Source organism: Streptomyces sp. NBC_01428, from assembly GCF_036231965.1.
Classification (GTDB): domain Bacteria; phylum Actinomycetota; class Actinomycetes; order Streptomycetales; family Streptomycetaceae; genus Streptomyces.
Genome location: NZ_CP109499.1, coordinates 1551819 through 1564143 on the forward strand (window position 1 = coordinate 1551819; position 12325 = coordinate 1564143).

Below are 12325 nucleotides of genomic sequence, written 5' to 3' on the forward strand. Positions count from 1 at the left end.
TCCGGCGGGCCCCGTCCACCGTGGCGGGGCCCGCCGGATCAGCCCTGCTTGGGTGCGGTGGAACGGACGCATCGCAGCGTGAAGGAGTGCCCGGACGGGTCCGCGTAGCCGCGTTCCTCGTACGGTCCCGCCATGTCCTTGGTCTCCAGGGGGCGCCCGCCGAGGCCGATCACCTGGCGCTCCGCCGCGTCGAGATCCTCGACGTGGAAGTCGATGTGGGCCTGGAACGAGTTCTCGGGGCGCGGCCAGCTCGGCGGGGTGGCGGTCACGTCCCGGCGGAAGGCCATCCGCATGCCGTCGGCGCCCTTGATCTCGACGCGGTTGCCGCTCGCGTCCGTCTCCTCCGCGCCCAGCATCTCCTTGTAGAACGCGGCGAGCTTCTCGGGCTCGGCGCAGTCCAGCACCACGACCGCTGCCGTGACGAGTGCCATGTGTCCTCCGTAGGGTTCCGGGACGACGGCCGGCGTCCGGCCGCCACTGCCCTGTCGTCCCGGGTTACCCCGTCCGGCCGATTCAGTCGGCCACGAGCCACTCACCGTCGCGCATGAGGTCGCGTCCGGCGATCTCGTTCGCCTCGCGCCAGGCCTGCACCCGCTGCGGTGTGACCCGGAAGTACCGGTAGTGCGCGGTGAGTTCGCGGGGGTCGAAGCCGGTCCCCGCCGCGAAGGCGTCCCCCACCCCGTCCGGCAGCTCGCCCGCCTCCAGGGTCTCCACGGTGCCGTCGATCATGACGACGTCGCGGGTCGGCCCGATACCGAGCCGCACGGTGCCGCTCGACCGCAGGTTGAGCCCGGTGGGGCTGCCCGCGAGGGTCGCCAGCAGCAGGGTCGTCCCGTCCCAGAGGTAGGACAGGGGGACGAGGTAGGACGTGCCGCCGGTGCCGTCGGCGGTGGACACCCAGGTGTCGACGTCGGACTCCAGCCGGGCGAGCGTGTCCTGCTTGCGCTGCTTCGGGGTGCGGGCGGGCGCGTTCATCTGTGGACTGCCTCCTGGTCGGCGTGCGGGGACGACGCGCCCGCGGAAGGGCGCGCGCGTCGGTCTGCCTCGATGACGGTGGAGCGGCCCTCAGTGTGACGGGCCGCGGGGCCGTGATCCCCCTCCGGACGCCCCCGGGCCGGCCTCGACCTCCGCGAGCCGGGCCGCGGCGGCGCTCAGCAGCAAGTCGAGGGCGCTCGGGTAGGCGCTGCGCCCCATGTCGCGCACCAGGTGGTGGGCGGTCGCGGCGATGTTCGGGTGGCTGGCGGCGGGCAGCCGCGCGTACATCGCCCGCCACACGCCGGCCTCCGCCTCGCGCGCGGCGCGGGGCAGGGCGACGCTCGCGGCGTCGAGGGCGGCGAACGCCAGGGCCTGGTCGACGAACGCGTGGTAGATCCGTACGGCGTCGGGATCGGGGAAGCCGGCGCCGCGCAGCACCCCGATGATCGTCTCCACCGCCTCGATCTCGTGGACGCGGCCGGTCACCCGGTAGGAGCTGAGCACCGCGGCCTGTGGATGGGCGAGGGCTCCGGCGTGGATGCGCAGGCCGAGATCGCGCAGGTCGGCGCGCCAGATGCCGGTGGCCCGCCAGTCGCGCAGCGTACGTCCGATCAGCTCGTCGGCGATGGCGAGGAGCAGGTCGTCGGTGTCACGGAAGTAGCGGTACAGGGCGCTCGGGTCGGCGCCCAGGGCCAGCCCGAGGCGGCGGACGGTGAGCGCGTCGGCGCCGTGCTCCCTGAGCAGCCGCAGCGCGGTCTGGACGATCAGTTCCTCGGAGAGGACCACGCCTGTCTTGGTGGGGCGTCTGCGCCGCCGGGCGGCGGCGGGGACGACACGGTCGTTGGCGGACGTCATGGCGTTCTCCCTCCGGTCCCGGCACCTTATGACAACAGCGTTGACCTGTTAAGGCCCCGCGCAGTTTCATTTCCGGTCATCGGGCCGGAATCAGGCCCCGGGTGCGATCGGAGCAGGCCATGACGCAGAAGCCGTACGGTGTGGATCCCCCGTCCTTGCGCAGGACCCTCGGTGTGGCGGACGGCGTCGCCATCGCCGCGTCCAGCACCGCGGCGACGACGAGCATCGGCATCGGGCTGGGGGTGACGGCCGGGGTGGTCGGGCTGCATCTGCCGGCGATCATGCTGCTGGCCTTCCTGCCGATCCTCGGGATCGCGGGCGCCTACTCCCGGCTGAACAAGGTGGAGCCGAACGCGGGCAACGGCTACGTGTGGGTGGGGCGTTCGCTCAGCCCCTGGCTGGGGTTCCTGGTCGGCTGGGTGAGCATCGTCGCCACGGTCGCGTTCCTCGCCTACACCACGGCGGTGACCGGTTCGGCGATGATCCAGCTCGCCGGTGAGGCGGGCGTGCACGAGGTGGCGGGCCTGACGCTCGATCCGGGCTCGACGGCCCAGACGACGGCCGTGGGCATCCTGGTCCTCGTCGCCGTCACCCTCACGGCGGTGACCGGGGTGAAGACGGCTGCGCGGCTGCAGAGCGGGCTGCTGGTCTTCGAGTACGTGGTGCTCCTCGGCTTCTGCTGCTACGGCATCGTGACCGGCCCGCACCCCTTCAGCCTGAGCTGGTTCGACCCCTTCCAGATCCCCTCGACGACGGCGCTGGCGCAGGGACTGCTGCTGTCGGTGTTCTGTTACTGGGGCTTCGAGGCGGCCTTCACGGTGAACGAGGAGGTGCGCGATCCCCGGGACGCCTCCCGGGCCGGGACGATCACGCTGGTGACCATGCTGGGGCTGTTCCTGCTCGGCTCGGTGGCCTTCCAACGGGTGCTGTCCGAGGACGAGTTGGCCGGGCACGGCGCGGAGGGACTGGCCTTCCTGGGGAACCGGCTCGCCGATCAGCCGCTGGCCGCGCTGCCCCTGGTCGCCCTGATGTTCTCGGCGGTCGCCTCGCTCCAGGCGGGCGTGATCCCGACGGCGCGCGGGATGTTCGCGATGAGCCGCGACCGTACGCTCGGGCCCGTGTGGTCCCGGGTGAGCACCCGGTACGGGACCCCGGCGACCGGAACGCTGCTGATCGGCGCGCTGGCCGTCGGCGTGGCGGGGCTCGCCCTGGTGATCCCCCGGCTCGCCGACATGATCATGGCGACGGTCAACGCGGTCGGGATCGTCGTCGCACTGTCCTACGCCCTCACCGCCCTCGCGGCCGCCGTCCGTTTCCGCGGGCTGCTCCGGGAGGACTGGCGGGTGGGTGTCCGCGCGGTCGTCTTCCCGGCACTGAGCGCCTGCGCGCTGCTCGGGCTCGGCGGCTATCTGGCCTGGTCCTTCTACACCTCGACCGACCACTTCGAGGTGAGCGCGGACAACGGCTGGTTCCTGCTGCTGACGCCGACCGTCATGGTCGTCTCCGGTTTCGCCGCCGCCGCGTGGGCCAAGTGGGTCCGCAAGTCCCCCTACTTCACCACCGGACGGGGCACCGACGCCGACGCGCCCCAGCTCCTCGCCACCCCCAACTAAGGAACAGAAGAGCATGCACGCTGACCTCATCCTCACCGGCGGCCCGGTGTTCACGCCCGAGGGCCCCGCCGCGACCACCGTCGCGGTCACCGGCGACCGGATCACCGCCGTCGGCGCCTCCGAGGTCCTCGACCTGAGAGGTCCGGACACCGAGGTCGTCGACCTGGCCGGGCGGCTCCTGCTGCCCGGGTTCCAGGACGCGCACGTCCATCCGGTCCCGGCCGGCCTGGAACTGGCCCAGTGCGACCTGACCGGCGCGAAGACCGCCGAGGACACCGTCGCCGCCGTCCGGGCGTACGCCGACGCCCACCCCGGACGGGAGTGGATCCTGGGCGGCGGCTGGTCCATGGAGGCCTTCGCCGGCGGCACACCCACGAAGGAGCTGCTGGACGCGGTCGTACCGGACCGGCCCGTGTACCTGCCCAACCGGGACCATCACGGAGCCTGGGTCAACAGCCGCGCGCTGGAGCTGGCGGGGGTCGACCGCGACACACCGGATCCCGCCGACGGGCGGTTCGAGCGGGACGCGTCGGGCGAACCCACCGGCATGCTCCAGGAAGGAGCCATGCAGTACGTCGGCCGGCTCACTCCCCCGGCCACGGCCGCCGACCGGCTCGCCGCGCTGCTGCACGCCCAGCGACATCTGCACGCGCTCGGCATCACCGCGTGGCAGGACGCGATCGTCGGCACCTTCCTCGGCATGGAGGACCCGTCCGAGGCGTACATGACGGCGGCACGCGACGGCTCCCTCACCGCGCGCGTGGTCGGTGCGCTGTGGTGGGACCGGGCGCGGGGCGCCGAGCAGATCCCCGAACTCGTCGAACGGCGGGCCGCGTTGCAGCACGGCCGGTTCCGCGCGACCAGCGTCAAGCTGATGCTGGACGGGGTCGCCGAGAACGGCACCGCCTCACTCATCGACCCCTACCTCGACACGTGCGGCTGCGCCACGGCCAACCGGGGCAAGAGCTTCATCGACCCGGCCCATCTCCCCTCTTACGTCAGCGAGTTGGACGCGCTCGGCTTCCAGTGCCACTTCCACGCACTGGGCGACGGGGCCGTGCGGCACGCCCTGGACGCGGTGGAGGCGGCCCGCAAGGCGAACGGTGCGAGCGACACCCGCCCGCATCTGGCGCACCTCCAGGTCGTCCACCCCGACGACGTGGCCCGGTTCGCGCACCTCGGCGCCACGGCGAACATCCAGCCGCTGTGGGCCGCGCACGAACCGCAGATGGACGAGCTCACCATCCCCTTCCTCGGCCCCGAACGGGCCGCCTGGCAGTACCCGTTCGGAGCGCTGCTGCGCTCCGGCGCGCGCCTCGCGGCGGGCAGCGACTGGCCGGTCAGCAGCCCCGATCCGCTTCAGGGCATCCACGTCGCGGTGAACCGGGTGAGCCCCGACGAGCCCGGCCCGGTGTTCCTGCCGGACGAACGCCTCGGCCTCGCCGCCGCGTTGACGGCCTACACCGCGGGGACGGCGTACGTGAACCATCTCGACGACACCGGCGTCGTGCGGCCGGGCGCGCTCGCGGACCTCGTCGTCCTGGACCGCGACCCCTTCGCCGGACCCCCGGAGGCGATCAAGGACGCTGGGGTCGCGCTCACCTACGTCGGCGGGGAACGGGTGTACGCGGCCCCGGACGCGTGACGTCCACGACACGGTAGCTTCTTGGACAGGTGTCCAGCTATATTGGACACCTGTCCAAGAAGTGTGTCCGTGAACGGAGCGCAGACGATGCAGACGGCCGCGAACGTGCTGGTGGGCCTGGTGGCCGCACTGCACGTGTACATCCTGGTGCTGGAGATGTTCCTCTGGGAGAAGAAGCCGGGGCGGGGGCTGCACGGATTCGACCCCGAGATGGCACGCGCGACCGCTCCGCTCGCGGCCAACCAGGGGCTGTACAACGGTTTTCTGGCCGCGGGGCTGGTGTGGGGACTGATCGCGGCGGACCCGACCGGGTTCCGCGTCCAGGTCTTCTTCCTGTGCTGCGTCGTGGTGGCCGGTGTGTACGGAGCGGCTACGGCCAACCGCCGCATCCTGTTCGCCCAGGCACTGCCCGGCGCGGTCGCCCTCGCCGCCGTCCTCCTCGCTCGGTGACACCCGACGACCCGCGCGCCGCACGGACCCGCGCCAAGCTGCGGCAGGCACTGCTCGACGAGTGCGCCGAACACCCCCTGGAGGAGACCGGCGTCGCCGCGCTCGCCCGGCGGGCCGGCGTGGGCCGGGCCACCTTCTACGTGCACTACGCGGACCTTGAGGCGCTGGCCGTCGACGCCTGCGCCGATGTCGTACGGGAGGCCGTGGAGGCGCTGCACGCGTGGCGCGGGCGGCCCGACCCGGTGTCCGCGCCGCCCGCGCTGCGCACCTTCTTCGCCCAGCTCGCCCCGCACACCGGCCTGTACCGCGCGTTGCTGAGCCCGGGCGGCGGTGGCCCGCTGGGCCGGGTGCTCCACCACGACCTGCGGGCCCGCAGCCTCGCCGAGCGCACGCTCGCCGGCGCGCCGGACGCCCCGCTCGTGGCCTCCGCGGTCGCCGCGACGTTCACCGGCGTCCTCGCGGACTGGCTGCACGGCCTGCTCGACGGCACCCCGGACGCCGTCGCCGACCAGGTCTGGCAGTTGCTCGTCGCGCTGCACATGAGCCGGTGAGGCCGCCGGCGGCGGGCCGCGCCCGGCCGAGCTAGCGGCAGCCGATCCGGTCCGCTGCCGCCGGCCAGGCCTCCACGCCGTCGGAGGTACGGATATAGGCCGTCGACCTGTCCGTGGCGAGCCAGAGGGACCAGTCGCGGTAGTGGTAGCCGGTGTCGCGCGCGTCCGTGGGCATGCGGGTATCCGCGTCGTAGGTGCCGTTCAGCAGCTCGGTGCCGAAGAGCCCCTCCGGATCGCGCACGTACATGCGGGAGTTCGGGCCGCTGCCCAGATCGAGGAAGTGCGCGCTCTGCCAGTCGCAGTGCTCGGCGCCGGGCGAGCTGATCACCTTCGTGGTCGGCACCCGGTGGCCCGTGCGGTCCGCCCAGATCTCGTAGCCCTTGGACCGGGCATAGCTCGCCGGCCATTCCGACGGGTCGCAGGACGCGCTGGTCTCCGGGCCCCAACCCGGGCGGCGGGGCTGGTCCTTGGCCACGACGACGGCCACCTTGGTCCTGCCCTTCACGTCGAAGGAGAACAGGACGCGATCGCCCTCCCGGCGCTCCACGCGGTAGCCGTAGTCCGGCTCCTCGGGCACGTAGATGTCGAAGTACGCGTTCAGCCCCTCCTCGGGGGTGGAACCGCCGTCCCCCTTGCTCCAACGGTCCGAGCCACCGCCCGAGAAGATCGCGCCGTCGCATTCCAGCGCCTTGCCCGCCGCGCCCGAACCCTCCCCCGGCTCCGGCTCGCCCTCTCCCGAGCTCTTCTCCGAGGGCAGATGGAGCGGCCCCGTGTAGGGCCTGGCCGGCGGGGTGCCCTTCACCACCAGGCCGTCCCGCACGTCCGCGCCGCCGCACCCCGCCAGCGCCAGCCCGGCCAGCGCCACTCCGGCCGCGATCACCCTGCGCATACCCAACCCCCGTCACACCGTTCCGTGTTCGTGCTCCTACGACGCCGGAGGCACGGGGATCGTTCGGTGACCGGCGGATGGAGGACGGGCCGGGCTCAGCGCGCCGCCTGGAACGTCCGGCGATACGTCTGCGGCGAGACGCCGATCGTCGCGTGCAGGTGCTGCCGCAGCGAAGCGCCGGTCGCGAAGCCGACCTCCCCGGCGATCTGGTCCACCGACAGGTCGCTGGCCTCCAGCAGATGGCGGGCCCGCGCCACCCGCTGCTGGATGAGCCAGCGGCCCGGGCTCATGCCCACCTCGTCGTTGAAGCGGCGGGCGAAGGTCCGCAGGCTCATCCGCGCGTGGCCCGCGAGGTCGCTCAGGGCGAGCGGGTCCCCGAGACGGGCCAGCGCCCAGGCACGGGTCGCCGCGGTGCTCGCCGCGGAGAACTCCGGCACCGGCAGCTCGATGTACTGGGCCTGGCCGCCCTCGCGCAGGGGTGGCACCACACAGCGGCGGGCCACCCGGTTGGCCAGCTCGCTGCCGTGGTCCTCGCGCAGGATGTGCAGGCAGATGTCGATGCCCGACGCCGCACCGGCCGACGTGAGGATCTCGCCGTCGTCGACGAACAGGACGTCCGGGTCGAGGTCGACGCGCGGGAACATGCGCCGGAACTGCTCCGCGACGAACCAGTGCGTGGTGGCCCGGCGGCCGTCCAGCAGCCCGGCGGCGGCCAGCACGAACGCGCCCGTGCAGATGGAGACGATGCGGGTGCCGGGACGGATGTGCGCGAGCGCGGCCGCCACCTCGTCCGAGATCTCGGGGCTCACCTTGGACGGCGTGACCGCCGCGATCACCACCGTGTCGGCGGTGGCCATGATCTCGGGGCCGTGGTCGACGGTGACGGAGAAGTCCGTCTCCGTGCGGACCGGGCCGCCGTCGACCGTGCAGGTCAGCACCTCGTACCGGCCCTCGGCCGCGCCGAAGATCCGGCTGGGGATGCCCAGCTCGAAGGGATAGACGCCGTCGAGCGCCAGCACGACGACGCGCTCCACGTGGCCTGCCGCCCTGACGGGCCTCGCCTGCTTCATCCGGTCCACCGGGTCCATCTGGTCCGTCCGCTCCATGGCACGATCGTATCGAAGGTTGGCAATCATGCCATTTCCCGATCGGGCGGGGCACGGCAGGCTGGTTCACCATGAGCACTGTGAACACCATGCGAGCCATCAGCCAGAACGTCCTCGGCGGCCCCGAGGTCCTTGAAGAAGTGACCGTGGAACGACCCGCTCCGCGCCCCAACGAGATCCTCGTCCGGGTACGGGCGGCCGGGGTCAACCCGACCGACTGGAAGCACCGCGCGAACGGCGGCTTCCTCGGTGAGCCGCCGTTCGTCCTCGGCTGGGACGTGTCCGGCGTGGTCGAGGCGACCGGGATCGGCGTCGCCCTCTTCCAGCCCGGGGACGAGGTCTTCGGCATGCTGTCCTACCCGTTCGGCCACGGCTCGCACGCCGAGTACGTGACCGCGCCCGCCCGCGCCTTCACGCTGAAGCCGTCCTCCATCGACCACACCCAGGCCGCCGCCCTCCCGCTGGTCTCCCTCACCGCGTGGCAGGCCCTGACGGAACGGGCGGACGTTCAGCCCGGTCAGCGCGTGCTGATCCACGCGGCGGCGGGCGGGGTCGGCCACGTGGCCGTGCAGATCGCCAAGGCGCGCGGCGCGTACGTGATCGGTACGGCGAGTGCCGGCAAGCACGACTTCCTGCGGTCCATCGGCGTGGACGAGCCGATCGACTACACGAGCGTCGACTTCGCCGAGGCCGTACGGGACGTCGACGTCGTGCTCGACCCGATCGGCGGGGAGACGGGGCTGCGCTCCCTGCGCGTGCTGCGCCCCGGCGGCGTGGTCGTCTCGATCATTCCGGTCGGTTCGGACGAGTTCTACGAGGAGGCCGAGCGGCTCGGGGTGCGCGCGATCCGGATGCTCGTCGACGCCGACCAGGCGGGGATGCGGGCGATCGCCGGACTCGTCGAGGAGGGGGCGCTGCGGGCGACGGTCGCGGAGACGTTCCCGCTGAGCGACGCGGCGAAGGCCCATGCGCTGGGCGAGACGGGCCGCACGGCGGGCAAGCTGGTCCTGACCGTCGACTGACGGTCCGCGGGCTGCGGGGCTGCCGGGTTGCCGGCCCGGGCACGGTTCCGGTCCGGTGGGTGGGTCGGGGCCGTGCCGGTACATCCGCCCGTCGCCGTTGGATCAGACGTCGGTCGAGAGGCTGGAGCTGCTCGATCTGAACGTAAGCGACGGGCATCTGATGTACCGGCACGGCCCCTCACGCCGGATGCCGACCGCGGGCCGTGCGTGGCTGAGGAGAATTCAGCCCCTCCGGCGCTCGGGAAATTCAGCCCCTCCGGCGTTTGAGGAGCGGGGTCTGGGGCGGCGCCCCAGGTACGGGAAGGGTAGGGGCGGCGGGGGCGAAAGAAGGTTGCCGTCCGGGGTAGAGAGGGCGAGCCCGCGAGGCGGGGGGTTACTCGTTGCGGGGGGCGTCGAAGAGGGCGCTCACGGACTCCCCGTTGTGAATCCGCCGCACCGCCTCCGCCAGCGCCGGCGCGACCGACAACACACTGAGCTTCTCGGTGTGCTCCTCGACCGGCACCGGCACGGTGTTGGTGCACACGATCTCCAGGACGTCGGGCTGCTCACTGAGCCGCTTCAACGCCCCCGCCGCGAACAGTCCGTGCGTACAGGCGACCCGGATCGAACGGGGCCCCATCTCCCGCAGCCGGTCGAGGAGTTCGAGGACCGTGCTGCCCTTGGCGATCTCGTCGTCCAAGACGATCACGTCCCGTCCGGCGACCTCACCGATCACGCTGCTGATGCTCACCCGGTCGTCCGCGAAGCGCTGCTTGGCGCCCGCGGCCACCTGGGCCCCGATCAGCCGCGCGAACGCCGCCGCCTCCTTGGCGTTGCCGAGGTCGGGCGAGACGACCGTCGTCCGCGACAGGTCGTTGCCCCGGAAGTGTGCGGCCAGCTCCCGCAGCGCGTGCAGATGATCGACCGGCACCGAGAAGAAGCCGTGCACCTGCGGGGAGTGCAGGGTCACCGCGAGGACCCGGCTCGCGCCCGCCGCCACCAGCAGGTCCGCGACGAGCCGACCGCCCATGGAGATCCGCGGCATGTCCTTTTTATCCGAACGTGCATACGAATAGTGCGGCATCACGACGGTGATGCGTCCGGCCGAGGCGCCGCGCGCCGCGTCGCACATCATCAGCAGTTCGACGAGGTGCTCCTGCACCGGGGCGACCAGGGGCTGCACCAGGAAGACGTCCCGTTCGCGACAGTTCGCCTGGAGCTGGACCTCCAGGCAGTCGTTGGCGAACCGGCTGACCCGGGTGGGACTGAGGGGCACACCGAGGTGGGCACAGAGCTCGGCCGCCAGCTCGGGATGGGCACTACCGCTGAACACGGCGATGTCACGCACGACCGCTCCTCGCATGATCGAACCGGGTTGCGTCGCCGGTTGGCAAGATCGTCCCGGAGTGCGTACCTCATGCTACTGGGCACCCCTCGGGCCTTCGACCGGGGGGAATGCCCGCCGCGGCGGGCGTTTCGGCCGTGGGGGCCGCGGGCTCCGGTCGCCGTCCGACCGGGCCCGGCGTGGTGCCGCCGCCCCGGCTCCGGTCCAACCCGTTGGCCTGTCACGGGACTTGCCGGGTATACGGGCGCTGAAAGGAGGGCCGTCGACATGACGACGTCCATCAAGCGCATGCCCGGTTGGGCGAAGGTGGTCTGCGCCTTCGTACTGGTGCTCGTGGTGCTCTTCGCCGGGTTGCGGCTGGCCGTTCTGCCGGGTCTACGTGACCTGTTCGGCACGGAGAGTCACGACAGGTCGGGGCCCACACTCCTCAAGTCGATCCAGGACATGAGCCGTTACGACGCGGCCTCGGGCAACTTCCAGGTGGTCGTGGACCTGGAGAAGGACGCCAAGTACCTGCCCGACGCGATCCGTGGCACCCGCACGCTGTACGTGGGAGCCGGCACGGTCGACGCCTACGTCGACCTGGGGCACCTCGCCAAGGAGGACGTGAAGGTCAACAAGGACCGGACGTCCGCCACGCTGCACCTGCCGCACGCGGCACTGGGCAAGGCCGCCCTCGACCCCGACCACTCGTACGCGGTCTCGAAGCAGCGCGGCCTCCTCGACCGGCTCGGGGACGTCTTCTCCGGCAACCCGAACAACGAGCAGGCCGTGCAGAAGCTCGCGGTCAAGCACATCAGCGACGCCGCGAAGGACAGCGAACTCACCTCGCGGGCCGAGAAGAACACCACGGGCATGCTCGAAGGCCTGTTGCGTTCGCTCGGCTTCGAGGAGGTGAAGATCACCTACGGCAGCTGAGCCCGGGAGGGCCGGAGAGCGGCGGGCGGCGCCCGGTGCGACCTTGTGGTCGCACCGGGCGCCGTCCTGTCTCCGGGGTCCGTCCGAGCCTCTCGTGCGTGCTCACGGAGCGTGTTCCCAGCCCGTCCCGTTCACCTCCTCACGGAGGGCGGTGGAGGCCTCGAACCTCCTCTGGATCGGCCGCCGAACACGCGCATCGACAGGCCTTTAGGGGGTATGCGGGCTGCACCAGAGGGCAGCGTGACATTAGGGGAGGGCCGCATGGTCCGCACGGCGTTGGGCACACGGGTCGCGAACGCGGGTCGCCGGAAATCGGCACCGAAGTCCGGATCAGACCGAAGCAGGACGTCGAAGTCGGAGCGGAGCAAGGGCACTTCGAAGTCCGACCGGGTCAAGGGCGGGACGTCGCGGTCCTTCTTCGGCCGCAGGGCCCCGGAACCGGCACCCCAGCGCGAGACGATGGCCTGGCCGCTGCGGGCCGTGGCCATGCTGATCGGGTTCGCCGCGATGGTCGCCTTCGCGGTCGCGCTGGCCCATCTCACGCTGGAGCCCTCACCGGCGTCCACGGCCCTGATCCACAACAACCTCCACCCCGGACGCTCCCTGAAGGCCTATCTCGACCAGCCGGAGCTGCGCGACGCCGTCAAGCAGATCGGCGGCAACATCCTGCTGGGGATCCCCTTCGGAGTGCTGCTGCCCGTGATCTTCCCGCGGACCAGGGGCATCCTGCGCGTGCTCCTCCTGACCGCGGCCGTCATGCTGCTCGTCGAACTGGTCCAGGGAGCCCTCATCACCGGACGCTCCTTCGACATCGACGACGTCATCCTCAACACCAGCGGGGCGCTGATCGGTTACCTGCTGCTCGGCCGTCGGCTCGGCCGGGCGGTGCACCCCCGCAAGCGCCTTCGCGCCTGAGGCGTCACCCCAAGTGATGGTACGGACCAGAGTCTTGACACTCCCTTACCTCACTTCTTAAA

At 71.9% G+C, this 12325-nt stretch carries 13 protein-coding genes; 7 read left to right on the forward strand and 6 right to left on the reverse strand.

Annotated elements, in window-relative coordinates:
- Positions 1 to 38: 38 nt before the first annotated feature.
- From OG406_RS06745 to OG406_RS06755, 3 genes are all read right to left on the reverse strand, one after another.
- On the reverse strand, positions 39 to 431 hold the full coding sequence (locus OG406_RS06745; RefSeq protein WP_081220649.1) for a VOC family protein: 393 nt from the start codon (positions 429 to 431) through the stop codon (positions 39 to 41).
- Positions 432 to 513: 82 nt separating this feature from the next.
- Positions 514 to 975 (reverse strand): pyridoxamine 5'-phosphate oxidase family protein, encoded by a 462-nt coding sequence (locus OG406_RS06750; protein WP_329184704.1) that lies wholly within the window; start codon positions 973 to 975, stop codon positions 514 to 516.
- Between the two features lie 90 nt (positions 976 to 1065).
- A complete protein-coding gene (locus tag OG406_RS06755) occupies positions 1066 to 1830 on the reverse strand; it encodes a TetR/AcrR family transcriptional regulator (protein ID WP_329184706.1) in 765 nt (254 codons plus the stop codon).
- 119 nt (positions 1831 to 1949) lie between these two features.
- On the opposite strand from OG406_RS06755, the gene OG406_RS06760 reads away from it, so the two are divergent.
- From OG406_RS06760 to OG406_RS06775, 4 genes are all read left to right on the forward strand, one after another.
- A complete protein-coding gene (locus tag OG406_RS06760; protein ID WP_329184708.1) occupies positions 1950 to 3443 on the forward strand; it encodes an APC family permease in 1494 nt (497 codons plus the stop codon).
- Between the two features lie 13 nt (positions 3444 to 3456).
- Positions 3457 to 5088 carry an amidohydrolase gene (locus OG406_RS06765; protein WP_329184710.1) on the forward strand — a complete coding sequence of 544 codons (1632 nt, stop codon included), beginning with the start codon at positions 3457 to 3459 and terminating at the stop codon, positions 5086 to 5088.
- An 87-nt stretch (positions 5089 to 5175) separates the two neighbouring features.
- The gene (locus tag OG406_RS06770) at positions 5176 to 5538 is read left to right on the forward strand and encodes a DUF1304 domain-containing protein (RefSeq protein WP_081220644.1); all 363 of its coding nucleotides are present in this window, start codon (positions 5176 to 5178) and stop codon (positions 5536 to 5538) included.
- Positions 5535 to 6089, forward strand: a complete 555-nt coding sequence (locus OG406_RS06775; RefSeq protein ID WP_266850944.1) for a TetR/AcrR family transcriptional regulator — start codon at positions 5535 to 5537, stop codon at positions 6087 to 6089. The genes OG406_RS06770 and OG406_RS06775 overlap by 4 nt, the downstream gene beginning before the upstream one ends.
- Before the next feature lie 31 nt (positions 6090 to 6120).
- Here the strand turns inward: OG406_RS06775 and OG406_RS06780 are convergent, their stop codons facing one another.
- Both OG406_RS06780 and OG406_RS06785 read right to left on the reverse strand, forming a co-directional pair.
- Positions 6121 to 6978 (reverse strand): hypothetical protein, encoded by an 858-nt coding sequence (locus OG406_RS06780; protein WP_329184713.1) that lies wholly within the window; start codon positions 6976 to 6978, stop codon positions 6121 to 6123.
- A 95-nt stretch (positions 6979 to 7073) separates the two neighbouring features.
- Complete coding sequence (locus OG406_RS06785; RefSeq protein WP_266852255.1) at positions 7074 to 8066, reverse strand: GlxA family transcriptional regulator; 993 nt, start codon at positions 8064 to 8066, stop codon at positions 7074 to 7076.
- A gap of 89 nt (positions 8067 to 8155) precedes the next feature.
- Here OG406_RS06785 and OG406_RS06790 point away from each other — a divergent pair, with 89 nt between their 5' ends.
- On the forward strand, positions 8156 to 9106 hold the full coding sequence (locus OG406_RS06790; RefSeq protein ID WP_081220641.1) for an NADP-dependent oxidoreductase: 951 nt from the start codon (positions 8156 to 8158) through the stop codon (positions 9104 to 9106).
- A 373-nt stretch (positions 9107 to 9479) separates the two neighbouring features.
- On the opposite strand, the gene OG406_RS06795 is transcribed toward OG406_RS06790, so the two are convergent.
- Positions 9480 to 10433: a ribose-phosphate diphosphokinase gene (locus OG406_RS06795; RefSeq protein WP_164371167.1), complete on the reverse strand. Its 954-nt coding sequence runs from the start codon at positions 10431 to 10433 to the stop codon at positions 9480 to 9482.
- A gap of 264 nt (positions 10434 to 10697) precedes the next feature.
- Here OG406_RS06795 and OG406_RS06800 point away from each other — a divergent pair, with 264 nt between their 5' ends.
- Together OG406_RS06800 and OG406_RS06805 are read left to right on the forward strand one after the other, a co-directional pair.
- Positions 10698 to 11348: a DUF4230 domain-containing protein gene (locus OG406_RS06800; RefSeq protein ID WP_081220639.1), complete on the forward strand. Its 651-nt coding sequence runs from the start codon at positions 10698 to 10700 to the stop codon at positions 11346 to 11348.
- Positions 11349 to 11807: 459 nt separating this feature from the next.
- Complete coding sequence (locus OG406_RS06805; RefSeq protein WP_329190680.1) at positions 11808 to 12263, forward strand: VanZ family protein; 456 nt, start codon at positions 11808 to 11810, stop codon at positions 12261 to 12263.
- Positions 12264 to 12325: the final 62 nt, after the last annotated feature.